Here is a 24953-nt window from a genome sequence, read left to right on the forward strand (position 1 = left end):
GGTGGGTCCGTCGCGCATCTTCATCCTCCGCCCGGTCGCGACCGCGCTGTTCATGGTCGCGATCGTGCTGGCGGGGCTGGTCGGCTTCAACGGCCTGTCGCTTTCGGCGCTGCCCGAGGTCGACTATCCGACGATCCAGGTCAGCACCCTCTATCCCGGCGGCAGCCCGGAGGTGATGACCCAGACCGTCACCGCCCCGCTCGAGCGCCAGTTCGGCCAGATGCCGGGCCTGACGCGGATGGAATCGACCAGCTCTTCGGGCGCGTCGGTGATCACGCTGCAGTTCAACCTGTCGACCGGGCTCGACGTCGCCGAGCAGGAAGTGCAGGCGGCGATCAACGCCTCGCAGGCGCTGCTGCCGGCCGATCTGCCCGCGCCGCCGGTCTATGCCAAGGTGAACCCCGCCGATGCGCCGATCCTCACGCTGGCGATCACCTCGGACACGATGCCGCTCACCCAGGTCCAGTCGCTGGTCGATACGCGGCTGGCGCAGAAGATCAGCCAGATCACCGGCGTCGGCCTGGTTGGGCTGGCCGGCGGGCAGAAGCCGGCGATGCGGATCCGCGCCGATACCCAGAAGCTCTCCAGCTACGGCCTCAGCCTCGCCCAGATCCGCACCGCGATCGGCAATGCCAATGCCAATTCGGCCAAGGGCAGTTTCGACGGCCCCAACCGCTCCTACCAGATCAACGCCAATGATCAGCTCGAGACGGTCGACGACTATAAGAGCCTGATCGTCAGCTACCAGAACAACGCACCCGTGCGCCTGTCCGACGTGGCCGAGGTGGTGGAAGGCGCGGAGAACAGCCGGCTGGGCGCGCTCGCCAACGCGACGCCGGCAATCATCCTCAACGTCCAGCGCCAGCCGGGCGCCAACGTCATCGCCACCACCGACGCGATCAAGCGCCAGCTGCCCGAGCTGCTGAAGAGCCTGCCCGCCGGGCTCCATGCCGAGGTGCTGGCCGATCGCACCACCGGCATTCGCGCCTCGGTCCACGATGTCGAGTTCGAGCTGGTGCTCGCGGTCGCGCTGGTCGTGCTGGTGATCTTCTTCTTCCTGCACTCCGGCCGCGCGACGCTGGTGGCGGGGCTCGCGGTGCCGATCAGTCTGATCGGCACCTTCGGGGTGATGTACCTCCTCAACTTCAGCCTCGACAATCTCTCGCTGATGGCGCTGACCATCGCGACCGGCTTCGTCGTCGACGACGCGATCGTGATGATCGAGAACATCCAGCGCCATATCGAGGACGGCATGGCGCCGTTCGAGGCGGCGCTGAAGGGCGCGGGCGAGATCGGCTTCACCATCATCTCGCTGACGGTCAGCCTGATCGCGGTGCTGATCCCGCTCCTGTTCATGGGTGACATCGTCGGCCGGCTGTTCCGCGAATTCGCCGTGACGCTGGCGGTGACCATCCTGATTTCCGCGGTCGTCTCGCTGACCCTGACGCCGATGCTGTCGGCACGCTGGCTCAAGCGCCCCAATGAGGAAAAGCCCAGCCGCGTCGCCGAACGCTCGGCCGCGCTGTTCGGCTGGGTGGAGCGCCGCTACGAGACCGGGCTCGACTTCGTCCTGCGCCGCCGCTTCGCCACGCTGCTCGTCGCGATCGCCACGCTCGGGCTGACGGTGCTGCTCTATCTCGTGATCCCGAAGGGGCTGTTCCCCACGCAGGATACCGGCCAGCTCCAGGCGCGGATCGTCGCCACCAATGGGGTGTCCTACAGCCATATGGCGACGCTGCAGGCGCAGGCCGCGCGCGCGATCCTGGCCGATCCGGCGGTGGAGACTCTCTCCTCCTATGTCGGCGTCGACGGGTCGAACAACGCCTCGCTCAACGTCGGCACGATGCTGATCAACCTCAAGGCCTCGCACGGCAACCAGGCGACGGTGATGCGGCGGCTGGAGGATGCGGTGGACCGGATCGCCGGCATCACCCTCTATGTCCAGCCGACTCAGGATCTGACGATCGACGCCGAGAGCGGCCCCACCCAATATCGCTTCTCGGTCGAAGGCTCGAACACCGCGGACGTGAACGCCGAAGCCCAGCGGATCGCCGCGGCGCTGCGCCATGTGAGCAAGGTCGCCAATGTCTCCACCGATGCCGGTGCCACCGGCGCCGCCGCCTATGTCGACATCGATCGTGACAGCGCGGCGCGGCTGAACATCACCGCGTCGAGCGTCGACGACACGCTCTATTCGGCATTCGGCCAGCGCATCGTCTCCACCATCTTTACCGAGACGACCCAGTACCGCGTCATCCTGGAAGCGGTGCCGGGGCTCGCCACCGATCCGCAGTCGCTGGGGCTGCTGAACCTGCAGTCGCAGGGAGGCGCTACGCCGCTGGGCGCGGTGGCGCGGATCCGCGAGGGGCGTTCGCCGCTCGCCGTCACCCATGTCGGCCAATTCCCTGCGGCGACCGTCAATTTCGACACGGCGCCCGGCGTCTCGCTCGGCACCGCGACCACGGCGATCCGCAACACCATCGCCCAGCTGAAGCTCAAGCCGGGCGTATCGGTGACCTTCCTCGGCGCCGCAGGGGCCTTCTCGTCCTCGCTCGGCAACCAGCTGGTGCTGATCCTGGCGGCGATCATCTGCGTCTATATCGTGCTCGGCGTGCTCTATGAGAGCTTCATCCACCCGGTGACGATCCTGTCGACGCTGCCCTCGGCGGCGGTGGGTGCGCTGTTCGCCTTGTGGGTGACGGGGCACAATCTCGACGTGATCGGCATCATCGGCATCGTGCTGCTGATCGGCATCGTGAAGAAGAACGCGATCATGATGATCGACTTCGCGATCGCCGCCGAGCGCGACGAGGGGCTCGCCCCCGTCGCCGCGATCCGCCAGGCGGCGATCCTGCGCTTCCGCCCAATCCTGATGACGACGCTGGCGGCGCTGTTCGCGGCGATCCCGCTGATGCTGGGCATGGGCGAGGGGGCGGAGCTGCGCCGGCCGCTGGGCATCGCCATCTTCGGCGGCCTGATGGTCAGCCAGTTGCTGACGATGTTCACCACGCCGATCGTCTATCTCTATTTCGATCGCGCGCAGCAGAAGCTGGCCAGGCATGGCTGGGGCACGCGTAGCAACCCCAACGTCAGCCCGGAGGCGGGGGCTTGAACCTTTCCGAGCCCTTCATCCGGCGTCCGATCGGCACGATTCTGCTGACGATCGGGCTGGCACTGGCGGGCATCGCGGCGTTCTTCTCACTGCCGGTGGCGCCGCTGCCCCAGATCGACCTGCCGACGATCAGCGTCTCGGCCAGTCTTTCCGGCGCCAGCCCCGAGGTGATGGCGCAGAGCATCGCGACCCCGCTCGAACGCCGCCTGTCGACCATCGCCGGCGTCACGGAGATGACCTCGTCGAGCTCGCTGGGTTCGACGCGGATCACGCTGCAGTTCGATCTGTCGGTGAACATCGATTCCGCCGCGCGCGAAGTGCAGGCGGCGATCAACGCGGCGCGTGCCGATCTGCCGGCGACGCTCAAGCAGAACCCCACCTATCGCAAGGTCAATCCGGCCAGCCAGCCGGTGATCACGCTCGCGCTCTGGTCCGATACCAAGACCGCCGGCCAGATCTATGATGCCGTTTCCAATTCGGTGCAGCAGCGGATGCTGCAGATCCAGGGCGTCGGCGATGTCGAGTTGGGCGGCGGGTCGCTGCCGGCGGTGCGGGTGGACGTGAACCCCTATCGCCTGAACAGCTACGGCATCTCGATGGAGGACGTCCGCGCCGCGATCGAGGCGGCGGATGCCAATCGCCCCAAAGGCCTGCTCCAGAGCAGCGTGACCGGCCGCGCCTGGCAGATCTACACCAACGCCGCGGGCCGCGTGGCGGCGGACTATCGCCCGCTGGTCATCGCTTGGCGAAACGGTGCGCCGGTGCGGCTGGGCGACATCGCCAATGTGAGCGACAGCGTCGCCGATCTGCGGACGCTCGGCCTCTACAACGGCAAGCGCGCGATCATCGTCAACATCACCCAGCAGCCGGACGCGAACCTGATCAAGATGGTCGACGCGATCCGTGCCGAGCTGCCGGCGCTGCGGGCGCAGATCCCCGCCGACATTTATCTCGACGTCGCGATGGACCGGACGAGTTCGATCCGCGCCTCGATTCACGAGATCGAGATCACCGTGCTGATCGCGCTGGTGCTGGTGGTGATCGTCGTCTTCGCGTTCCTGCGCGACGTGCGCTCGACCTTCATCCCGGCGGTGGCGACGATCGTGTCGCTGCTCGGCACCTTCGGGGTGATGTACCTGATCGGGTTCAGCCTCAACAATATCTCGCTGATGGCGATCACCGTCGCCACCGGGTTCGTCGTCGACGACGCGATCGTCGTGCTGGAGAACACCACCCGCCACCTGGAACAGGGCATGGGCCGGTTCGAGGCGGCGCTGAAGGGCGCGGGCGAGGTGGGTTTCACCGTGCTCTCGATGTCGATCGGCCTGATCGCGGTGTTCATCCCGCTGCTGTTCATGGGCGGCATCGTCGGCCGACTGTTCCGCGAATTCGCCGTCACGCTTTCGGTGGCGGTGATGATCAGCCTGGTGCTGTCGCTCACCACCACGCCGATGCTGTGCGCCTGGTTCCTGCGCAAGCCGCAGCACGACTCCGCCCCCAAGTGCCCCGGCCGCTTCGCGCGGATCCTTGAAGGCGGCTATACGCGGCTGGAGCGCGGCTATGCCCGGGTGCTCGACTGGGCGCTGGCGATGAAGCCGTTGGTCGTGCTGCTGCTCGTCGCCGTGATTGGGCTGACCGTCTACCTCTATATCGTCGTGCCCAAGGGGTTCTTCCCGCAACAGGAATCGCCGCTGATCTTCGCCGGCGTGCGCGCCGACCAGAGCGTGTCGTTCCTGTCGATGCAGGACAAGCTCACCCAGGTTGTGACCATCATCAAGAAGGACCGGGCGGTGCAAAGCGTGGTCGGCTTTACCGGCGGCAGCCGCGCCGGCGGCGCGTTCATGCTGATCGCGCTGAAGCCGGTGGAAAAGCGGCCCGGCCAGCCGAGCACGGTGGTGATCCAGCGGCTGCAGCGCGCGCTCCAGCCGGTGGAGGGCATCCGGCTGTTCCTCTCGCCGGTGCAGGACCTGCGCGCCGGCGGCCGTTCGGGCAACGCCACCTATCAGTACACGCTGATGGCGGACAGCACCGCCAATCTGAAGATCTGGGCGCAGAAGCTCAACGACGCGATGGCGAAGAGCCCGGTCTTTACCAATGTCGACAGCGACTTGGCCGAAAACGGCGTGGAGAGCTTCCTCACCATCGATCGGGACGCCGCGGCGCGCGTCGGCATCTCGCCGCGCGACGTCGATAATGCGCTGTACGATGCGTTCGGCCAGCGCAACGTCGCGACGATCTACGAGGACATCAATCAGTACAGCGTGATCCTTGGCTGGGATCCCGCGTCGACCACCGGGCCCCACGCCCTGCCCGACATCCGCATCCCCGCCCAGTCGGTCGCCAACGACAATCTGGCGACGGTCAGCGCCTCCGGGAGCACCGTGAACACGCCGGTCAATCCGGTCACGACGACGGCTGCGGCTGCCGGGACTGCCGGCACGACGGCAACCACGGGGACCAGCAGCAGCGGGACGAAGAGCACGGCCGCGGCGGTGGTCCCCTCCAACCCCGCGCTGCGTAACCCGTCGACCGGCTCCGCGCTCAGCAACACCGCGCACGCGATGGTGCCGCTGCCGGCGATCTCCACCGTGCGCCAGGCGCCGACCGCGGCGAGCGTCAACCATCAGGGCACCGAAGTCGCCGCGACCATCTCGTTCGACCTCAAGCCCGGCAAGGCCTTGTCCGACGCGCGCGCCGCGATCGACGCGGCCGAGGCGCAGATCGCCATGCCCAGCACCGTCCACGGCGCGTTCGCCGGCACCGCGCTCACCTATCAGCAGCAACAGGGATCGCAGCCGCTGCTGATCCTGGCGGCGCTGGTGGCGATCTACATCGTGCTCGGCATTCTCTACGAGAGCCTGATCCATCCGCTGACCGTGCTGTCCACGCTGCCGGCGGCGGGCACCGGCGCGGTGCTGGCGTTGATCGTGTGCGGGATGGAGTTCGACATCATCGCGTTGATCGGGCTGTTCCTGCTGCTCGGCATCGTAAAGAAGAACGCGATCCTGATCATCGACTTCGCGCTCGCCGCCCAGCGCGAGCGCGGGCTTTCCGCCGAGGATGCCGCCCGCGAGGCGAGCCTCTTGCGCTTCCGCCCGATCCTGATGACGACGATCGCCGCGGCACTCGGCGCATTGCCGCTGGCGATCGGCTTCGGCGAGGGCGCCGAGCTGCGCCGGCCGCTAGGCGTCGCCATTGTCGGCGGGCTGATCGCCAGCCAGGTGCTGACCCTGATCACCACGCCCGTCATCTACGTCCTGCTCGATCGCCTGTCGCGGCGCCGCCGCCGGCGATCCTCCCCCCTGCCAGTTCGCGAGCTCCCTGCATGACCAGCCTTCGCCTCCGTTCGATCGCATCGCTGCTGGCGCTCGCCGCGCTGGCCGGTTGCTCGCTTGCTCCTCCCTATCAGCGCCCCGAGACGACCGGCACGACGCCGGCCGCCTGGAAGACGGTCGACGGATGGCGCCCCGCCAACCCCAATGACGGGGCGCTGCGCCCGGACTGGTGGACGGCGTTCGGCGATACGACGCTGAACGATCTGATCGCCCGCGCCAATGCGCACAACCAGACGCTGGCCCAGGCCGCCGCGACGTGGCGCCAGGCGACCGCCGCCACCCGCGAGGCGCGCGCCAGCTTGCTCCCGACGGTGACCGCCACCGGATCGGTCACCCATACGCACAGCGGCGCCTCGGTGCGCACCGCGACCGACAGCGGCACGGGCGCGACGGTGATCAACGGCCAGAGCTCGGACAGCTACCGCGTCAACGTCCAGCCCAGCTGGCAGCCCGATCTGTTCGGCAGCCTCACCAACACGCTGCGCAACGCCCGCTACACCGCAGAGGCGCGGCTGGCGGACGTCGCCAATGCCCGGCTCGCGATCCAGGGCGAGCTGGTCACCGATTATCTGAGCCTGCGCGCGACCGACGCCACCGTCGCCAGCCTCACCGCCACGGTGGAGGCGTACCAGCGCTCGCTGGAGATCGCCTCCAACCAGTACAAGGCGGGCATCGTCGCCAAGACGGACGTCTTCCAGGCGCAATCGCAGCTCGCCTCCGCCCAGTCGGATCTCGAAGGCGAGGCGCGGACGCGCGCGCAATATGAGGATGCGATCGCCGTCCTCGTCGGCGAGAACCCGGCGGGTTTCCGCATCGCCTCGGCGGGCGCCGCCTGGGCGCCGCAGGTGCCGGGGGCGCCGGTGGCGCTTCCCTCCGCGCTGATCGAGCGGCGGCCCGACATCGCCGCCGCCGAACGCGCGGTCGCCGCGGCGAACGCCACGATCGGCGTCAACCGCGCGGCCTTCTTCCCGACGGTGACGCTCACCGGCAGCGGCGGCTTTTCGAACGATTCGCTGTCCGGGCTGTTCAGTGCCGGGGCGTCGCTCTGGTCCCTGGGGGCGTCGGTGGCGCAGACGCTGCTCGATTTCGGTGCACGCGGGGCGCGAGTGGCGCAGTCGCGGGCCGCCTATGACGCCGCGGTCGCCAATTATCGGCAGGTCACGCTCACCGCCTTTCAGGACGTGCAGGACAATCTGATCGCGCAGGAGGTTCTGGCGCGCCAGGAGACCTATCTCCGCACCGCGTCGGTCGCCGCCGATCAGTCCGAGACGACGCTGCGCAACCAGTATCGCGCGGGAATCGTGGTCTACAGCAACGTCGTCACCGCGCAGGCGACGGCGCTCAATGCCCGCCGCGCGCTGATCCAGGCGCAGCTGGATCGGCAGACCGCCTATGTCGCGCTGGTGCAGGCGCTCGGCGGCGGCTGGACCGTCGCCGATCTGGGCGACCAGGCGCGGCAGGCAGCCCAGTCCGCGGGGCGCTGAGCGGCACCCCAGGCAGGCAGCGGCCACCCGCAGCATTCTGCGGGGTGCGACGCGCTGTCGGATTTCGTGAGATCGGAAAATGGAGCGGGTAGCGGGAATCGAACCCGCGTATTCAGCTTGGAAGGCTGCTGCACTACCATTGTGCTATACCCGCCCGCTTGGATTGCGCCTGCCACAAGTAGGGCCGTGCGGTCAACTGCCCGGGTTCGCGGCGGTTCCGGAAGCATCCACCGGCTGCGGCCCGTCGCGCGTTACCTCCAGCTGCGAATCGCCGCCGAGCGCGCGGTAAAGATTGACGCGGTTGGTCGCGGCGGTGAGCTGCACCGTCACCAGCTGCTGCTGCGCCGCATAGAGCGAACGCTGCGACACGAGGCTTTGCAGGAAGGTGTCGATCCCGCCGCGATAGCGCGCCTCGCTCAGCCGATAGGTGTCCGCCGCGGCATCGGCCTGGAGCTGGGTGGCGCGGAGCTGCGCGTCGATCGTGCCGCGCACCGACAGTGCGTTGGCGACGTCGCGGAACGCAGTCTGGATGGCGCGCTCGTAATTGGCGACCTGGGCCTGTTGCTGCGCTTCGCTGAGCTGGACATTGGCGCGGCCGGCGCCGCCGCGGAAGATCGCATAGCTGGCGGTGCCGCCCGCCTGCCAGTTGAACGCGTCCCCGTCGAACAGGCTGGACAGCGCGGTGCTGGCGAAGCCGAGCACGCTGGTCAGGCTGATCCTCGGGAACAGCGCCGCCCGCGCCGCGCCGATCTGGGCATTGGCGGCGCGCAGCTGATATTCGGCCTGCACCACGTCGGGACGGCGCAGCAGGATGCTCGAATCGAGCCCCGCCGGCACGCCTGCGATGGTGGGCGCGGCCTGCTCGATCGAGGCGGGGAGGAGCGCGGGGTCGATCTCCGATCCGGCTAGCAGGCGCAGCGCGTTGACGTCCTGCGCCAGCGCGCTGGTCTGGCGGGCGACGTCGTTCTGCGCGGTGGCGAGCGTCTGCTCGGCCTGGCGGAGGTCGGTGCGCGGGGCGATGCCGCCCTCCAGCCGGGCGCGGGTGAGGCGAACGCTGTCCTCGGCGCTCTTGGCGGTCTGCCGGGCGACCTCGAGCAGGCTCGCATCCGACGCATAGTTTAGCCACGCCGTGGCGATGTCGCCGACCAGCGTCAGCCGCGTCGCCCGCGCGCCGGCTTCGGTGGCGAAATAGGTGTTCTGCTGCACGCGGGTGAGCGAGGCGAGGCGGCCGAACAGGTCCAGCTCGAAGCCGGTGATGCCGACCTGGGTGGAGTAGTTGGTGCGCAGCGCGGTGCCGTTGCCGCCGGTGTTGCCCACGGTGCCCGTGCCGCCCGTGTTCGTGCCGGTTCCCGTTCCCGTGCCGCCGGTATTGCCGAGGCTGGTGCCGTTCGTCGTCGCATTGCCGCGCCGCTCGGTGATGCCGAGGCTGGCATCGACCTCGGGGAACTGCGCGCCGCGCTGGATGCGGTACTGCGCGCGGGCCGCCGCAATGTTCGCCGCCGCGACGCGCAGGTCGCGATTGTTGGCCAGCGCCTGCTCGATCAGCGTCTGCAGCCGCGCGTCGCGGAACACGTCGCGCCAGGTGAGCGCGGGCAGGGTGGCCTCGCTCGTCCGCAGGTAGGAATCGCCCACCGGCCAGCTCGGCGGCACCGGGGCGGCGGGGCGCACGTCCTTGGGCGCCATCGAACAGCTGGCGAGCGCGACCGTGGAGAGGAGCGTCAGTGCGCGCTTCATGCCTGGGCCTCCGGGGTGTTGCGATGGTGGCGGTTGCGCAGCGCGGCCAGACCGTCGCGCACGCCGCGGCGGACGAGCACGAAGAACAGCGGGATGTAGAAGATGGCGAGGATCGTCGCGGTCAGCATGCCGCCGATCACCGAAGTGCCGATCGCGACGCGGCTGTTGGCACCCGCGCCCGTGGAGATCGCCAGCGGCAACACACCGAAGATGAAGGCCAGGCTGGTCATCAGGATCGGGCGGAGACGGATGCGGGCCGCATCCAGCGCCGCTTCGATCACGCGCTTGCCCTGCTTCTCGGCCTGCTCGGCGAACTCGATCATCAGGATCGCGTTCTTGGCGGCGAGGCCCATGGTGGTGAGCAGGCCGATCTGCAGATAGACGTCGTTCTGCAGGCCGCGCAGCGTCACCGCAAAGATCGCGCCGACCAGGCCGAGCGGGATGACGAGCAGCACTGCGATCGGGATCGACCAGCTTTCATAGAGCGCCGCCAGGCACAGGAACACGACGAGCAGCGACACGCCGTAGAGCAAGGGCGCCTGCCCCGAGGAGAGCCGCTCCTGATAGGACAAGCCCGCCCAGGCGACGCTGGTGCCGGGGATCTGCGCGGCGAGTTCGGCGATGCGCTTCATCGCCTCGCCCGAGCTCTTGCCGGGGGCCGCCTGGCCGCTGAACTCGAACGACTGCACGCCGTTGAACCGAGCCATCGAGGTCGGCGCCGTCGCCCAGCTCGTCGAGGAGAAGGAGGTGAAGGGCGCCATCTGGCCGTTGCTGCTGCGGACGAACCACTGGGCAAGGTCGCTGGGTTCGGAGCGATAGGGCGCGTCGCCCTGCACGTACACGCGCTTGACGCGGCCGCGATCGATGAAGTCGTTGACGTAGCGGCCGCCCCAGGCGGTCGACAGCGTCGAGTTCACATCGGCCTGGGAGAGGCCGAGTGTGGCGAGCTTCTGCTGGTCGAGATCGACCTTGAGCGTGGCGACGTCGGGCAGGTCCGTCAGGCGGACGGCGGCGAGTTCGGGATCGGCCATCGCGGCGGCGAGCAGCTTGTCGCGGGCGGCCAGGAACTGGTCGCGCGGCATGCCGCTGGAATTGAGCAGCTCCATGGTGAAGCCGGTCGACTGGCCGAGGCCGCGGATCGCCGGCGGCACCAGCGCAAAGACCTGCGCGTCGCGGAAGTTGCGGAAGGCAGCGGAGGCGCGATTGACGATGCCGTCGGCGCTGTTTTCCTGGCCCTTGCGATCGGACCAGTCTGCGAAGTTGAGGAAGCCCTGGCCCGTATTCTGGCCGGCGGGGCCACCGCCGCCGCCACCGCCCGCCACCGAGAACATCACCGACACGTTCTTGGCTTCTTTGGTGAGGAAATACTTCTCCACCGCGAGCTGGACGTCCTTGGTGCGCGACATGGTGGCGCCGGCAGGCAGGCGGATCTGGATCGAGGCGGCGCCTTGGTCCTCGGTCGGCAGGAAGCCGGTCGGCAGGCGGACGAACATCAGCACCAGCAGCGCGCAGACCGCCACATAGAGCAGCAGGAAGATCCACTTGCGATCGATCACCGCCTGCACCCAGCCGGTATAGCGCTCCACGCCGCGATCGAAGCCGTTGTTGAACTTGGTCTTGGCGGTGGTCAGGCCGCGGCCGATCCAGGGGAAGCGCCGTGCCACCCAGCTGTCCTCGATGTCCTTTTCCTCGCTCTTCTGCTTGAGCAGGGTCGCGGTGAGCGCCGGGCTCAGCACTAGCGCGACGAGCACCGACAGGACCATCGCCGAGACGATCGTCACGGAGAACTGGCGGTAGATCACGCCCGTGGAGCCGCCGAAGAAGGCCATCGGCAGGAACACGGCGGAGAGCACCAGCGCGATCGCGACCAGCGCCACCTGGATCTCGTCCATCGAGCGGATCGTCGCCTCGCGCGGCGTCATCTCGGGATTCTCTTCCATCAACCGCTCGACATTCTCGACGACGACGATCGCGTCGTCGACGAGCAGGCCGATGGCGAGGACGAGGCCGAACAGGGTCAGCGTGTTGATCGAGAAGCCGAGCGCATAGAACACGCCGAAGGTGCCGAGCAGCACCACCGGCACCGCAATCGCGGGGACCAGCGTCGCACGCCAGCTCTGCAGGAACACGAACATCACGATGACGACGAGGACGATCGCCTCGAGCAGCGTCTTCACCACCTCCTCGATCGAGAGCTTGATGAAGCCGGTGGTGTCGTTGGCATAGGCGTATTTGAAGCCGGGAGGGAAACCCTTGGAGGCGGCTTCGACCTGGGCCTTGACCAGCTCGGCGGTCTTGAGCGCGTCGGCGCCCGGTGACAGCGAGATGGCGAGGCCGGCGCCGGGATGGCCGTTGATCCGGCTGGAGGAATTGTAATTGTCCGAGCCGAGCTCGACCCGTGCCACGTCGCGCAGCTTCACCGCGGCGCCGCTCGAATCGGTCTTCACGATGATGTTGGCGAACTGCTCCGGCGTCTGCAGCCGCGACTGCGAGGTCACCGTCGCGTTGAGCATCTGCTCGTTCGGCATCGGCTGCCCGCCCAGCTCGCCGGCGGCGATTTCGGTATTCTGGTTGCTGACCGCGGTGATGATGTCGTTCGGGATCAGCCCGTAGCTGGCGAGCCGCGCCGGGTTCAGCCAGATGCGCATCGCGTAGGGCGCGCCGAACACGTTGGTGTCGCCCACGCCCTCGATGCGCGACAGCGGATCCTGCAGGTTGGAGGCAAGCCAGTCCGAGACGTCGAGATTGGTTTTCTGGTCGGTCGAATCATAGACGCCGACGATCATCAGGAAGTCGGGGTTCGACTTGGTGACCGTCAGGCCCTGCTGCTGCACCTGCTGGGGCAGGCGGGACAGCGCCTGCTGCACCTTGTTCTGCACCTGCACCTGGGCGATGTCCGGGTTGGTGCCCTTCTCGAAGGTCGCCGAGATCGTCACCTGGCCGCGCGAGGTGGACGAGCTGCTGAAATAGAGCAGGCCGTCGATGCCGCTCAGCTGCTGCTCGATCACCTGGGTGACGCTGTTCTGCACCGTCTCGGCTGAGGCGCCGGGATAGGTGGCGCGGATGTTGACCTGCGGCGGCGCGATGTCCGGATATTGCGCGATGGGCAGCGAGAAGATCGCCGCCAGGCCCATCAGCATCACGATGATGGCGAGCACCCAGGCGAAGATCGGCCGGTCGATGAAGATGCGCGACATAGGGAATCAGCCCGCCTTGGCCTGGCTGCCACCCTTGGTCTGGGCACCGCCTTGGCCCTGGCCCTTTTTGGGCGGCTCGATGTTCTGCGGCGCGCTTGCCGGTACCGGCTTGATGTCGATGTCCGGCTTGAGGTTCGCCGTGCCCTGCACGATCACCTTGTCGCCCGGCGCAAGTCCCTGCGTGATCACCCAATTCTGCCCGATCGTGCGATCGGCGACGACGGTGCGCGCCACCGCCTTGTTGCCCGGTCCGACCAGATAGACGGTCGCATTGCCCTTGGGATCGCGCGACACGCCCGCCTGCGGCACCAGATAAGCCTGGGTGTCGATCGCCTGCGCGAACAGCGCGCGGACGAACATGCCCGGCAGCAAGATGTTCTGCGGGTTGGCGAAGCGCGCGCGCAGCGTGACCGTGCCGGTGCTTTCGTTGACGACGACCTCGGAGAATTCGACCGTGCCGGCCATCTCGTAATCGCTGCCGTCCTCCAGCTTCAGCCGCACCGCGGCGCTGGCGGGGATCACGCCGCCCTTGGCGAGTGCCTTGCGCAGCGCGAGCATGTCGGCGCTCGATTGCTGGATGTCGACATAGATCGGATCGAGCCGCTGGATCGTGGTCAGCGGATCGGTCTGGTTGGTGGTGACCAGCGCGCCTTCGGTGACGAGGCTGCGGCCGATCCGGCCGGTGATTGGGGCGGGAACCTTGGTGAAGCGCAGGTTGATCTGCGCGGTCTGCAGCGCGGCGCGCTGCTGCGCCACCTGCGCGGCGGCCTGGCGCGACGCGGCGACCGCGTCGGTATAATCCTGCTGGCTCACCGCCTGCATCGCGGCGAGCGGCTTATAGCGATCGGCCTTGATCCGTGCGGCTTCGAGATTGGCCTGCGCGTTCTGCAGGTTGGCCTGCGCCTGCGCGGTGCTCGCCTGGTAGAGGCTGGGATCGATCTGGTAGAGCGTCTGGCCCTGATGAACGATCGTGCCCTCGGTAAAGAAGCGGCGCTGGACAATGCCGGCGACCTGCGGACGAACCTCGGAGGACTGATAGGCGGTGACGCGACCGGCAAGCTCGGTCGTCACCGGCACGCTGCTCGGCTGCAACACGACATAGCCGACCTGCGGCGGCCCGGCGTTCCCCTTGCGGCCGCCGGCCTGCTGCTTGCCGGCACCGTCGCCGGAACTGCACGAGGCGAGAAGCAGGGCCGATGCAAACACGATCAGGCCCGAACGGCCATAGCTGGTCGGAGCGTTCAAATTTCAGAACCCGCTTAGGGGTGGCCCGAGAAATGCCGGACCACCGGTCACTGCCAAACTCGCCATTAGATGGCACGTTTCCTTCGTACCACGAAAGAGTTGTCGCAAAATGTGTCGAACGGCGTAGCGACTTGTGCAGGATGGATCGAAAATGCCGGCGCCCGGGCGAGCGGGCGCCGGTCGGGATCAGAAAGCGAAAGTCTCGCCAATCGCGCGTTCGCCGACGAGGAAGGCGTCCGCGACGAGCTGCAGCGGGCGGACGTCGACGTCGCTCTGCTTCGCCGCCACCAGCTCGGCGAAGCGCGCATAGAGCCGGGCATATTCGCGGTCGGGCGCCTTCTGCTCGTCTTCGCCGGGCAACTGGAGGATGCTGCCGCCCATGCCGAGGCGCAGCGTGCCGGCGTCGGTGTCGACCTCGATGTCCCAGGTCTGCGGCCCGGTCTGGAGGAAGTCGAAGTCCGCGGTCACCGCTGCGCCGCCGCTGCGCATGTGCAGCTTGGCGCGGAGCGGCGAGGCGCGGCCCTCGGGTACCTCCATCCAGGCCTGGTCGAGCAGCAGCGCCTCGGGCAGGATCTTGGTCGCGATCGACAGCGCGTTGATACCCGGATCGAACACGCCGAAGCCGCCCGCCGCCAGAATCCATTCCTGCCCCGGGTGCCAGCGGCGGATGTCCTCGCGCCAGGTGATCCGCGCGGCCTTGATCTGCTTGCCCTGGAGCCAGGCCTTGGCGGGCTCGACGCCGGCGGCCTCGCGCGAGTGCCAGGTGGTGAACAGCGTTACGCCCTTGGCGCGGGCGCGCTCGGCGAGATCGGCGATTTCGGTAAGTGTTGCGGCCGGCGGCTTCTCCAGCATCACGTTGAAGCCGGCGTCGATCGCAATGCGCGCCTGATCGTAGCGGCCCTCGGGCGGCGTGCACAGCGACACGGCGGTGAGATCATGCCCACCGGCGATCAGCGATTCGATGTCCTTGTGCGACGCGACTCCGTCCACTGAGGCATTGCGGCTTGCGGTGGCGACCAGTTCGAAACGGTCATCGCCTTCCAGCGCCGGCAGATGCTGATCGCGTGCGATCTTGCCGATACCCACCAACCCAAGACGAATCCGCTCCGACATATCAGGCCATCCTTTTATAAGATATATATGCTTCCTATGGACGTAACCGGCGGTTATCAAGAGTCGCAGATACGCCCTAACATGCGCCGTAGCGGAGGAATCATGACCGAAGAAGCTGGAACTCGTCGCGCGGCGCTGCGCTCGCGGGCCTGGTTCGACAATCCCGATAACCCCGACATGACGGCGCTCTATGTCGAGCGCTATCTGAACTTCGGGCTGAGCCTGGAAGAGCTGCAATCGGGCAAGCCGATCATCGGCATTGCCCAGACCGGCAGCGACCTTTCTCCGTGTAATCGCCACCATCTCGAACTCGCTAAGCGGGTGCGCGAGGGGATTCGCGAGGCAGGCGGCATCGCCATCGAATTCCCCACCCATCCGATCCAGGAAACCGGCAAGCGCCCCACCGCGGGGCTGGACCGCAACCTCGCCTATCTCAGCCTGGTCGAGACGCTGTACGGCTATCCGATCGACGGCGTGGTGCTGACCATCGGCTGCGACAAGACGACCCCGGCCTGCCTGATGGCGGCGGCCACCGTGAATATCCCGGCGATCGCGCTGTCGGTGGGCCCGATGCTCAACGGCTGGTTCAAGGGCGAGCGTACCGGATCGGGCACGATCGTGTGGAAGGCGCGCGAGATGCTCGCGGCGGGCGAGATCGACTACAAGGGCTTCATCCAACTCGTCGCGTCCTCGGCGCCGTCGACCGGCTGGTGCAACACCATGGGCACCGCGACGACGATGAATTCGATGGCCGAGGCGCTCGGCATGTCGCTGCCGGGCTCGGCCGCGATCCCTGCGCCCTACCGCGACCGCGCCGAATGCGCCTATCGCACCGGGCTCCAGATCGTCGAGATGACGCTGGCCGATCGCAAGCCCAGCGACGTGTTGACCCGCGAGGCCTTCCTCAACGCGATCCGCGTCAACTCCGCGATCGGCGGCTCGACCAATGCGCCCATCCACTTGAACGCCATCGCGCGCCATATCGGCGTCGAGCTCAGCCTTGAGGACTGGGAATCCTACGGCGCCGACGTGCCGCTGCTGGTGAACCTGCAGCCGGCGGGCAAATATCTCGGCGAGGATTTCTACCGCGCCGGCGGCGTGCCCGCGGTGATGGGCGAGCTGTATCGCGCCGGGCTGCTCCACAACGACGCGCTGACCGTCAACGGCCGCACCATCGGCGAGAATATCGGCACGGCGGAGATCGAGGATGACGACGTGATCCGTCCGCTCGCGACGCCGCTGCGGCCGGCGGCGGGGCTGACCGTGCTTTCGGGCAACCTGTTCGACAATGCGGTGATGAAGCTCAGCGTAATCTCGGACGAGTTCCGCGCGCGCTATCTCTCCAACCCCGACGATCCCGGCGCGTTCGAAGGCACCGCCTTCGTGTTCGACGGGCCCGAGGATTACCACCACCGCATCGACGATCCCGCGCTCGGCATCGACGAGAACAGCATCCTGATCATGCGCGGGGCAGGGCCGGTCGGCTATCCGGGCGGCGCCGAGGTGGTCAACATGCGCCCGCCGGTGGCGCTGATCCAGGCGGGCGTGCATGCGCTGCCTTGCCTGGGCGACGGCCGCCAGTCCGGCACCAGCGGCAGCCCCTCGATCCTCAACGCCGCGCCCGAGGCGGCGGTGGGCGGCGGCCTCGCGCTGGTGCGCACCGGCGACCGCATCCGCATCGACCTCAACACGCGCAGCGCCAACATGCTGGTCAGCGACGAGGAACTGGCGCAGCGCCGCGCAGACCTCGGCATCGATTATGTGCCGGAGTCGCAGACGCCGTGGCAGGAGATCCATCGCGGGCTCGTCGGCCAGTTCGACGGCGGTGCGGTGTTCGAGAATGCGGTGAAGTATCAGCGCATCGCCCAGACCAAGGGCCTGCCGCGCGACAGCCACTAGGGTTCAGGCGCGACGGGCGGTGGGCCGGCTGCCGAGCTGGTCGAGCGCATCGGCATTGTCGCGCCCCCAGGCATAGAGGAGTTCGACCGGCTCGACGAAGCGGTCGCCCAGCGGTGTCAGCCGGTATTCCACCGCCGGCGGCACCGCGTTCTGCACGATCCGCTCGATAAGCCCGATTTCCTCCATCTCGCGCAGCGTCTGGGTCAGCATCTTCTTGGAGATGCCGGGCAGGCTGCGCAGCAGCACGCCGCTGCGTGCCGCACCGCCATGCCGAGCGTGGAGCGTGTGGAGCACCATGCTCGTCCATTTGGTGGCGAACAGCGCCAGCACGCGGCGCGGCGCGCAATCCTCCCGCCATTCCGAATCCGCCGTGCCTGGCCGCATATGTGGGTACCTTCTGGTGCCTAGGTTCCGATTTGGTGCCGTCTAGAAGCCGTGCGCGCGGCTGCCTAGCTCGGCCTCCAACGCTTTATGGAGGCAGAAATGGCCAAGACGGCTTTGGTGGTAGGCGCAAGCGGCATCGTCGGCAGCGCGACGGCGGATCTTCTGGTGGCGCAGGGCTGGACGGTGCACGGGCTGGCCCGCCGCCCGGTGGAACAGGCGGGCGTCGCGCCGGTCGCCGCCGACCTCACCGATGCGGCGGCGACCGCACAGGCGCTGCAGGGCGTGAACCCCGATGCGGTGTTCATCACCACCTGGCTGCGGCAGGACAGCGAGGCGGAGAATATCCGCGTCAACTCCGCCATGGTGCGCAACCTGCTCGATGAGCTGCCCAAGCCGACCGGCCCGCGCCACGTCGCGCTGGTCACCGGGCTCAAGCATTATCTCGGCCCGTTCGAGGCGTACGGAAAGGGCAGCCTGCCGCAGACGCCGTTCCGCGAGGAGCAGGGCCGGCTCGACGTCGACAATTTCTATTATGCCCAGGAAGACGAAGTGTTCGCCGCGGCCGAGCGTGACGGCTTCACCTGGAGCGTCCACCGCCCGCACACGGTGATCGGCAAGGCCGTCGGCAACGCGATGAACATGGGCACCACGCTCGCCGTCTATGCGACCTTGTGCCGCGAGACCGGCCGGCCGTTCCGCTTCCCGGGGTCGCCGGCGCAGTGGAGCGGGCTTACCGACATGACCGATGCGGGCCAGCTCGCCCGGCATTTGGTTTGGGCGGCGGAGACGCCCGCGGCGGCGAACGAGGCGTTCAACGTCGTCAATGGCGACGTCTTCCGCTGGCAATGGATGTGGGCGCGCATCGCTGAATGGTTCGGGCTGGACCCGGCGCCGTTCGACGGCAGCGTGCAGCCGCTGGAGCAGCAGATGGCGGGCGATGCCGATCTGTGGCGCACCATCGCCGAGCGCGAGGGGCTTGCCGAGCCCAACCTCGCGCGCCTCGCCTCGCCCTGGCACACCGATGCTGATCTCGGCCGGCCGATCGAAGTCGTGACCGACATGTCGAAGAGCCGCCGGATGGGCTTCACCGCCTATCAGCCGACCGACGACGCCTTCTTTGCCCTGTTCGAGCGGCTGCGCGCCGACCGGCTCATCCCGTAAGCTGCAGATGTCCTCCTCCGATCCGGGGGAGGACATGCATCGGGCGATCGCCATCTGCCCTAGCCCCGCCGCGCCGATGCGCCTATATGCGCCCCATGTCCGTACGACCCTGGCGCGATATCGTCCGGCGGCAAAGCCGTCAGATCATGGTGGGCAACGTGCCCGTTGGCGGCGACGCCCCGGTGACGGTGCAGACCATGACCAACACCGCGACGTCCGACGTGAAGGCGACGATCGACCAGATCCGCCGCTGCGAGGAAGCCGGTGCGGACATCATTCGCGTCTCCTGTCCGGACGTGGAGAGCACCGCGGCGCTCAAGCAGATCGTCCGTGCCGCCCGCGTGCCGATCGTCGCCGACATCCATTTCCACTACAAGCGCGCGCTGGAAGCCGCCGATGCCGGCGCCGCCTGCCTGCGCATCAACCCCGGCAACATCGGCTCGGCCGACCGAGTGAACGAGGTGGTCAACGCCGCTAAGGCCAATGGCGCGGCGATCCGCATCGGCGTCAATGCCGGCAGCCTCGAAAAGGACCTGCTCGAGAAATATGGCGAGCCCTGTCCGGAGGCGCTGGTCGAATCCGCGCTCGATCACATCAAGCTTCTCCAGGATCGCGACTTCCACGAATTCAAGGTGGCGGTGAAGGCGAGCGACGTGTTCCTCGCCGTCGCCGCCTACCAGCAGCTGGCCGACGCGGTCGACTGCCCGCTGCACCTCGGCATCACCGAGGCGGGCGGGTTCGTCGGCGGCACCGTCAAGTCGGCGATCGGGATCGGTTCGCTGCTCTGGTTCGGCATCGGCGATACGATCCGCGTCAGCCTCTCGGCCGAGCCCGAGGAGGAAGTACGCGTCGGCTTCGAGATCCTCAAATCGCTCGGCATCCGCAACCGCGGCGTCCGCGTCGTCTCCTGCCCCAGCTGCGCGCGCCAGGGCTTCGACGTGATCCGCACCGTGCAGGCGCTGGAGGAACGGCTCCAGCATATCCGCACGCCGCTGTCGCTCTCGGTGCTCGGCTGCGTCGTCAACGGCCCTGGCGAGGCGCGCGAGACCGATATCGGCCTCACCGGCGGCGGCAACGGCAAGCACATGGTCTATCTGTCGGGCCTGACAGACCACACGGTCGAGGATGCCGACATGCTCGATCACATCGTCAAGCTGGTCGAGGCCAAGGCTGCCGAGATCGAAGCGGCGACTGCGGAGCCGGCGCAAGCGGCGGAGTAAAGCGTCTCCCGACAACCATATTGTGCCCGTCGCCGGTAAATCGTGCGGCAGGCGCAACTTGTGCGCTGCACAATGGTTGCCTTGGGATGACACAGAAGCCCAACAAGAAAGCGCGTTCGCCAAAAGCTGAAACCGCGTCGCGCGGACAGGCGGGTCTTCACCGGCAGCGCAACTGGATTGCCGGAGCGGCGGGCGTCGCCGTCCTTGCCGGCAGCGCGATCTTCAACCAGGCAAGTAAACGCCGCGCCGAAGCGGAAACGCCGCCCGAAGGCTCCTTCCTCGAGATCGACGGCGTCGGTCTTCATTATGTCGAGCGCGGCACCGGCCCGGCGGTCGTCCTCCTTCACGGCAACGGTATGACGTTGCAGGATTACACGGCGAGTGGCGTACTGGGCCTCGCCACTGCAAAGTACCGCGTGATTGCGTTCGACCGCCCGGGCTTTGGCTACAGCACCCGTCCGCGCACCACGCTGTGGACCCCGGTTGCCCAGGCCCGGCTGATCGCCAAGGCGCTGGAGGAACTGGAGGCAGGGCCCGCCGTGGTGGTGGGGCATAGCTGGGGCACGCTCGTTGCACTCGCACTGGCGCTGGAAGCGCCGGCTGCCGTGTCGGGGCTGGTGCTGCTGTCCGGCTATTATTACGGGACCGCCCGCCCGGATGTGTGGCCGCTCTCCGCACCCGCAGTGCCGCTTGTGGGCGATCTGATGGCGAACACCTTCTCTCCGCTGTTCGGGCGCCTGATGGGCCCGGCGGCGATCAAGGCGAGCTTTTCCCCCGCGCCGGTTTCAAAGAAATTCGCCGACTTCCCGATCGGCCTCGCGCTGCGCCCCTCGCAGGTCCGTGCCACCGCGGCTGACACCGCGATGATGGTGCCGGCCGCGATTGAGATTAGCCGGCGCTACGATCAGCTGAAGGTTCGCATCATCGTGATGGCGGGCGACGGCGATCGCATCGCGCATATCGGGCCGCACGCCGAGCGCTTCGCCGGCGCCGTACCGAACACCGAGCTGCGCATCGTGCCAGGCCAGGGCCATCTGTTCCACTATGCCGTGCCCGAGCAGGTGCTGCAGGCGATCGACGATACAGCGACCGCCCGTAGCAAGCACGACGTCTCGACGTCGGAGAGCGCCACCGCCTAGCGCCGAGCCTCAGCGATGCGCATTGTCCGCAGGCAAGTGCCTCCATCCCCAGGCTGGGAATGGAGGCCAGCTTTCGTCACCGCGTCGGCACGGGCTCCGCGCCGGTGTAATCGTAGAAGCCGCGCTTGGTCTTGCGGCCGTACCAGCCGGCTTCGACATATTTCACCAGCAGCGGCGCCGGGCGGAACTTGGGGTCGCCGGTGCCTTCGAACAGCACGCGGGTGATCTCCAGGCACGTGTCGAGCCCGATGAAGTCGGCAAGCGTGAACGGGCCCATCGGGTGGTTGAGCCCCAGCTGGCACGCCGCATCGATATCGGGGATCGTCGCCACGCCTTCGCCCAGCGCGAAGCACGCCTCGTTGAGCATCGGCATCAGCACGCGGTTGACGATGAAACCCGGCGCGTCGTTGGCATGGACGATGCGCTTGCCGAGCGACTGGCCGAACGCCTCCACCGCCGCGACCGTCGCGTCGCTGGTGGCGAGGCCGCGGATCAGCTCGATCAGGCCCATCACCGGCACCGGATTGAAGAAGTGCACGCCCATGAAGCGCGCCGGATCGGGCGCCGCCTGGGCGAGCCGGGTGATCGGGATGGACGAGGTGTTGCTCGCCAGGATCGCATCGCTGCCCAGCGCCTTGCCGACGGTTTCGAAGATCTGGCGCTTGATCGCCTCCCGCTCGGTCGCCGCTTCAATGACGAGTTCGCAGGGTGCCATCGCGGCGAGGTCGCCGATGGGCGTGATCCGGCCTAGTGCGGCCTCGGCATCGGCGGCGGTGATCTTTTCCTTCTCGACCGCGCGGGCGAGCTGCTTGCCGATGCCCGCCTTGCCGGCTTCGGCGCGGGCCTGGTCGACGTCGGAGAGCAGCACGGCATAGCCAGCCTGCGCTGCAACCTGGGCGATGCCCGCCCCCATCTGGCCCGCACCGATCACGCCTACCGTCTTCATGTCCGTCTCCTGAAAATTTGTTGCCGCCCTCCTACCCAGTCGGGCCGGGGAGAGCCAGCACCCGCGTCACTCCTCGCCGTCGGGATCGTCGCGCGGGGGATCGCGGCGGCGGCGGTCGGCGTCGCTCCCCGGCACCGGGATCCGCAGGTTGCGCGGGATCGCATCGCGCGCCTCGCCTTCCGGCACCAGTTCGCGGACGCGGCCGAGATCGAGCTGGACGCCCTGATTGTCGACCTGGACGCCTGCGCTGTTCAGCACCTCGTCCAGGCCGATGGCGTTGTCGTCGGTCGCATTGTCTTCCTCGGCCGGTGTCGGCGGCAGAGTGAGGCCGAGCGCGCGGACCATGAAGTCGCGCCAGATATGCGCGGGCAACCCGCCGCCATAAGCGCCCGACACGGGGCTGTTGTCGTCATTGCCGATCCACACGCCGACGACGAGATCGCCTGCCCAGCCGACGAACAGCGCGTCGCGCCCGTCCTGCGTCGTGCCGGTCTTGCCGAACGCCGGCACCGGCAGCGCCGCCGCGCGGGCGGTGCCGTTCTGCACGACGGTACCCAGCATCGAGCGGAGATCGTCGAGCAGCCGTTCGTCGAACCGGCTCGGCCCGCCCAGGCGGCGCGCCAGCCAGTCGTCGGCCGATTCCTCTTCGTCCAGCCCGCGCGGGCGAACCGGATAGCTGCCGTTCGCCACCGCCGCATAGGCGGCGGTCAGCTCGAGCAGCGAGCCGGTCGAGGTGCCGAGCGCGATCGACGCGTCGTTGCCGAGCGGGGTGGAGATACCGAGGTCGCGCGCCGCCTGCGTCACCCGGCCGACGCCGAGCTTCTGGATCAGCCGTGCCGCGACGACGTTGCTCGACTTGGCCATCGCCTGGCGCAGCGTGATGCGGCCGGCATAGCGGCCATCGCTGTTCGACGGCTTCCAGTCGCCGATCTGCACGGGTGTGTCGTCGACCATCGTGTCCGGCGTCATCCCCGAGCGCAGCGCGGCGAGGTACACGAACAGCTTGAATGCCGAGCCCGGCTGGCGCCGTGCCTGGGTGGCGCGGTTGAACGGGCTAGCGGCATAGTTGCGCCCCCCGACCATCGCGACGACGCGCCCATCGGGCCGCATCGCCACCAGCGCGACCTGCGCCTTGCCGAGGCCCGAGGCCTTGATCACGCGCTCGGCCGCTGTCTGCAGGCGCATGTCGAGCGTGGTCGTCACCGTCTGTTCGGTGGCGACACCGCCGGCGCGGTCGCGGGCTTCGGGGAGCACCCAGTCGGCGAAATAGGTGCCGTTGGGCAATGTCTCGTCGCTGTCCTGGACGTGGAGCACCGCCGGGCGGACGCGGCGCGCCTCGGCCGCGGTGATGAACCCGGCCTCCTGCATCGCGCCGATCACCAGCCGCTGGCGCTCGCGTGCGCCGTCGAGATTGCCGGTGGGGGCGAGGCGGCTCGGCGCCTTGACGAGGCCGGCGAGCAGCGTCGCCTGGCTCAGCGTCAGATGCTCGGGCGTGGTCGAGAAATAATGCTGGGCGGCGGCGCGCAGGCCGTAGACGTTGTCGCCGAAATAGACGTTCGACAGGTAGCGCGAGAGGATCTCGTCCTTGCTCAGCCAGGCCTCCAGCCAGAAGGCGATCAGTACTTCCTGCGCCTTGCGCCCGAAGGTGCGGCGGGAGTTGAGGAACGCGTTCTTGGCAAGCTGCTGGGTGATCGTGCTGCCGCCCTGCGATCCGCCGCCCGAGCTGACATTGTGGAACGCCGCGCGGGCGATGCCGCGGGGGTCGACGCCCCAATGGCTGTAGAAGCGCCGGTCCTCGATCGCGATAAAGGCCTGCGCGACATGGTCGGGCAGCTTGGAGACGTCGACCGGCTTGCCGATCACCGCCCCGCGCCGCGCGATCGGGGTGCCGTCAGAGGCGAGCAGCGTGATCGACGGGGGCGCGGGCGGCCGCAGCGACTTGGAAAGCGGCGCGGTAATCGCCAGCCAGGCGACCGCGACGATGAACAGCAGAATGCACACGGCTAGCCCGCGGATGATCCAGCGGCCCCAGCGGATGCGGCGCTTGCCCGGCGTGGCGGGCGGCAGGTCGTCCCCGCCGTCGAAGCCGCCGCCAGTGCCATACCCCCCGCGATAGGGCTCGTGCGGCGCGGTGCTTTCCCCCGCACCCATGCCGGGCCGCCAGATCGGCTCGCGCTTGTCGCGCCGCCCCTGCGGGCGCCAGCCCTGCGGTTGTGCACCATCGTCGTCGGCGCCATCGCGCCGCAACGGGAATCGACTATCGGGAATGCCGGGCTCGCGCGCCATGCCTCCGCCTTAGCCGACTATCTGTGTTATCGCAATAACACACAGGGATTTTGCGGAGGGGCGGTCGCTCAGGCCTCCAACTCGATGTCCCAATAGAGCCAGTCGCGCCAGGTATCGTGGAGATGGTTGGGGGGGAAGCGGCGGCCATGTTCCTGGAGCTGCCAGCTCGTCGGCCGAATCGGCTGGATGTACAGCGGCATGCCGGCCTGCTGGGGGGTTCGGCCGCCCTTTTTCAAGTTGCAGGGCGCGCAGGCAGTGGCGACATTTTCCCAGGTGGTGCGCCCGCCCTGGGCGCGGGGAATGACATGGTCGAAGGTGAGATCCCGGTGCGATCCGCAATATTGACAGGCGAACTTGTCGCGGAGGAACAGATTGAACCGGGTGAAGGCAGGGAATTGCGAAGGCCGGACATATTGTTTGAGCGCGATGACCGAAGGGAGCTTCAGCACCGCGCTGGGACTTCGCACCTCGCGTTCATAATAGGAGACGACGTCGACGCGGTCGAGAAAGATCGCCTTGATTGCTGTCTGCCAGGGCCACACGCTGAGGGGATAATAGCTCAACGGTGTGTAGTCGGCGTTCAGCACGAGCGCCGGGCACCCATCCGGATGGCGGATCAGATCGGGATGGTACATGCAAGAACCTCACCCTCGATTTCGGTGCCTCGCCTCTTGCGCAGAAGCGTGACGCCCGCATGA

The 24953-nt window shown here is 68.0% G+C and carries 15 protein-coding genes and 1 tRNA gene; 7 read left to right on the forward strand and 9 right to left on the reverse strand.

The window, feature by feature from the left end:
- The first annotated feature begins 1 nt into the window (after window position 1).
- The 3 genes from ACTJKY_RS04355 to ACTJKY_RS04365 are packed head-to-tail and all read left to right on the forward strand — an operon-like array spanning window position 2 to window position 7931.
- Entirely contained in the window at window positions 2-3112 is a 3111-nt protein-coding gene (locus tag ACTJKY_RS04355) for an efflux RND transporter permease subunit (RefSeq protein WP_440844437.1), read from the forward strand.
- The gene (locus ACTJKY_RS04360) at window positions 3109-6441 is read left to right on the forward strand and encodes an efflux RND transporter permease subunit (RefSeq protein WP_440844439.1); all 3333 of its coding nucleotides are present in this window, start codon (window positions 3109-3111) and stop codon (window positions 6439-6441) included. Before ACTJKY_RS04355 ends, ACTJKY_RS04360 begins: the two co-directional genes overlap by 4 nt.
- Window positions 6438-7931, forward strand: coding sequence for an efflux transporter outer membrane subunit (locus ACTJKY_RS04365; protein WP_440844440.1), 1494 nt, complete (start codon window positions 6438-6440; stop codon window positions 7929-7931). Before ACTJKY_RS04360 ends, ACTJKY_RS04365 begins: the two co-directional genes overlap by 4 nt.
- Before the next feature lie 80 nt (window positions 7932-8011).
- On the opposite strand, the gene ACTJKY_RS04370 is transcribed toward ACTJKY_RS04365, so the two are convergent.
- The 5 genes from ACTJKY_RS04370 to ACTJKY_RS04390 all read right to left on the reverse strand — a co-directional run bounded on the left by ACTJKY_RS04370 (window position 8012) and on the right by ACTJKY_RS04390 (window position 15220).
- Window positions 8012-8085: transfer RNA gene (locus tag ACTJKY_RS04370), tRNA-Gly, on the reverse strand.
- Between the two features lie 38 nt (window positions 8086-8123).
- Window positions 8124-9665, reverse strand: a complete 1542-nt coding sequence (locus ACTJKY_RS04375; protein ID WP_440844442.1) for an efflux transporter outer membrane subunit — start codon at window positions 9663-9665, stop codon at window positions 8124-8126.
- Window positions 9662-12862: an efflux RND transporter permease subunit gene (locus tag ACTJKY_RS04380; protein WP_440844444.1), complete on the reverse strand. Its 3201-nt coding sequence runs from the start codon at window positions 12860-12862 to the stop codon at window positions 9662-9664. The genes ACTJKY_RS04375 and ACTJKY_RS04380 overlap by 4 nt, the downstream gene beginning before the upstream one ends.
- A 6-nt stretch (window positions 12863-12868) precedes the next feature.
- Window positions 12869-14107, reverse strand: a complete 1239-nt coding sequence (locus tag ACTJKY_RS04385) for an efflux RND transporter periplasmic adaptor subunit (RefSeq protein WP_440844445.1) — start codon at window positions 14105-14107, stop codon at window positions 12869-12871.
- Window positions 14108-14293: 186 nt separating this feature from the next.
- A complete protein-coding gene (locus ACTJKY_RS04390; protein ID WP_440844447.1) occupies window positions 14294-15220 on the reverse strand; it encodes a Gfo/Idh/MocA family protein in 927 nt (308 codons plus the stop codon).
- Window positions 15221-15322: 102 nt separating this feature from the next.
- Between ACTJKY_RS04390 and ACTJKY_RS04395 the strand changes: the two genes are divergently transcribed.
- Window positions 15323-17119 (forward strand): IlvD/Edd family dehydratase, encoded by a 1797-nt coding sequence (locus tag ACTJKY_RS04395; RefSeq protein ID WP_440844449.1) that lies wholly within the window; start codon window positions 15323-15325, stop codon window positions 17117-17119.
- A gap of 3 nt (window positions 17120-17122) precedes the next feature.
- Here the strand turns inward: ACTJKY_RS04395 and ACTJKY_RS04400 are convergent, their stop codons facing one another.
- Window positions 17123-17503 carry a winged helix-turn-helix transcriptional regulator gene (locus ACTJKY_RS04400; RefSeq protein WP_440844451.1) on the reverse strand — a complete coding sequence of 127 codons (381 nt, stop codon included), beginning with the start codon at window positions 17501-17503 and terminating at the stop codon, window positions 17123-17125.
- A gap of 99 nt (window positions 17504-17602) precedes the next feature.
- Here ACTJKY_RS04400 and ACTJKY_RS04405 point away from each other — a divergent pair, with 99 nt between their 5' ends.
- From ACTJKY_RS04405 to ACTJKY_RS04415, 3 genes are all read left to right on the forward strand, one after another.
- On the forward strand, window positions 17603-18664 hold the full coding sequence (locus tag ACTJKY_RS04405; RefSeq protein WP_440844453.1) for an SDR family oxidoreductase: 1062 nt from the start codon (window positions 17603-17605) through the stop codon (window positions 18662-18664).
- Window positions 18665-18759: 95 nt separating this feature from the next.
- Window positions 18760-19884 (forward strand): flavodoxin-dependent (E)-4-hydroxy-3-methylbut-2-enyl-diphosphate synthase, encoded by a 1125-nt coding sequence (ispG, locus tag ACTJKY_RS04410; protein ID WP_440844455.1) that lies wholly within the window; start codon window positions 18760-18762, stop codon window positions 19882-19884.
- Window positions 19885-19970: 86 nt separating this feature from the next.
- On the forward strand, window positions 19971-21023 hold the full coding sequence (locus tag ACTJKY_RS04415; RefSeq protein WP_440844457.1) for an alpha/beta fold hydrolase: 1053 nt from the start codon (window positions 19971-19973) through the stop codon (window positions 21021-21023).
- 76 nt (window positions 21024-21099) lie between these two features.
- On the opposite strand, the gene ACTJKY_RS04420 is transcribed toward ACTJKY_RS04415, so the two are convergent.
- From ACTJKY_RS04420 to ACTJKY_RS04430, 3 genes are all read right to left on the reverse strand, one after another.
- On the reverse strand, window positions 21100-21969 hold the full coding sequence (locus tag ACTJKY_RS04420) for a 3-hydroxyacyl-CoA dehydrogenase NAD-binding domain-containing protein (RefSeq protein ID WP_440844459.1): 870 nt from the start codon (window positions 21967-21969) through the stop codon (window positions 21100-21102).
- A gap of 66 nt (window positions 21970-22035) precedes the next feature.
- Window positions 22036-24255 carry a transglycosylase domain-containing protein gene (locus ACTJKY_RS04425; protein WP_440844461.1) on the reverse strand — a complete coding sequence of 740 codons (2220 nt, stop codon included), beginning with the start codon at window positions 24253-24255 and terminating at the stop codon, window positions 22036-22038.
- Window positions 24256-24323: 68 nt separating this feature from the next.
- Window positions 24324-24890: an HNH endonuclease gene (locus ACTJKY_RS04430; protein WP_315380088.1), complete on the reverse strand. Its 567-nt coding sequence runs from the start codon at window positions 24888-24890 to the stop codon at window positions 24324-24326.
- Window positions 24891-24953 lie beyond the last annotated feature (63 nt).

This window comes from Sphingomonas sp. 22176 (assembly GCF_052045505.1).
GTDB lineage: Bacteria > Pseudomonadota > Alphaproteobacteria > Sphingomonadales > Sphingomonadaceae > Sphingomonas.

Bases quoted from the DNA above. Each gene is read 5' to 3' on its own strand.
- ispG (WP_440844455.1), top strand. From the start codon at position 18,760: ATGTCCGTACGACCCTGGCGCGATATCGTCCGGCGGCAAAGCCGTCAG.
- ACTJKY_RS04375 (WP_440844442.1), bottom strand. From the start codon at position 9,665: ATGAAGCGCGCACTGACGCTCCTCTCCACGGTCGCGCTCGCCAGCTGT.
- ACTJKY_RS04380 (WP_440844444.1), bottom strand. From the start codon at position 12,862: ATGTCGCGCATCTTCATCGACCGGCCGATCTTCGCCTGGGTGCTCGCC.
- ACTJKY_RS04400 (WP_440844451.1), bottom strand. From the start codon at position 17,503: ATGCGGCCAGGCACGGCGGATTCGGAATGGCGGGAGGATTGCGCGCCG.
- ACTJKY_RS04395 (WP_440844449.1), top strand. From the start codon at position 15,323: ATGACCGAAGAAGCTGGAACTCGTCGCGCGGCGCTGCGCTCGCGGGCC.
- ACTJKY_RS04430 (WP_315380088.1), bottom strand. From the start codon at position 24,890: ATGTACCATCCCGATCTGATCCGCCATCCGGATGGGTGCCCGGCGCTC.
- ACTJKY_RS04415 (WP_440844457.1), top strand. From the start codon at position 19,971: ATGACACAGAAGCCCAACAAGAAAGCGCGTTCGCCAAAAGCTGAAACC.
- ACTJKY_RS04390 (WP_440844447.1), bottom strand. From the start codon at position 15,220: ATGTCGGAGCGGATTCGTCTTGGGTTGGTGGGTATCGGCAAGATCGCA.
- ACTJKY_RS04425 (WP_440844461.1), bottom strand. From the start codon at position 24,255: ATGGCGCGCGAGCCCGGCATTCCCGATAGTCGATTCCCGTTGCGGCGC.
- ACTJKY_RS04420 (WP_440844459.1), bottom strand. From the start codon at position 21,969: ATGAAGACGGTAGGCGTGATCGGTGCGGGCCAGATGGGGGCGGGCATC.
- ACTJKY_RS04405 (WP_440844453.1), top strand. From the start codon at position 17,603: ATGGCCAAGACGGCTTTGGTGGTAGGCGCAAGCGGCATCGTCGGCAGC.
- ACTJKY_RS04365 (WP_440844440.1), top strand. From the start codon at position 6,438: ATGACCAGCCTTCGCCTCCGTTCGATCGCATCGCTGCTGGCGCTCGCC.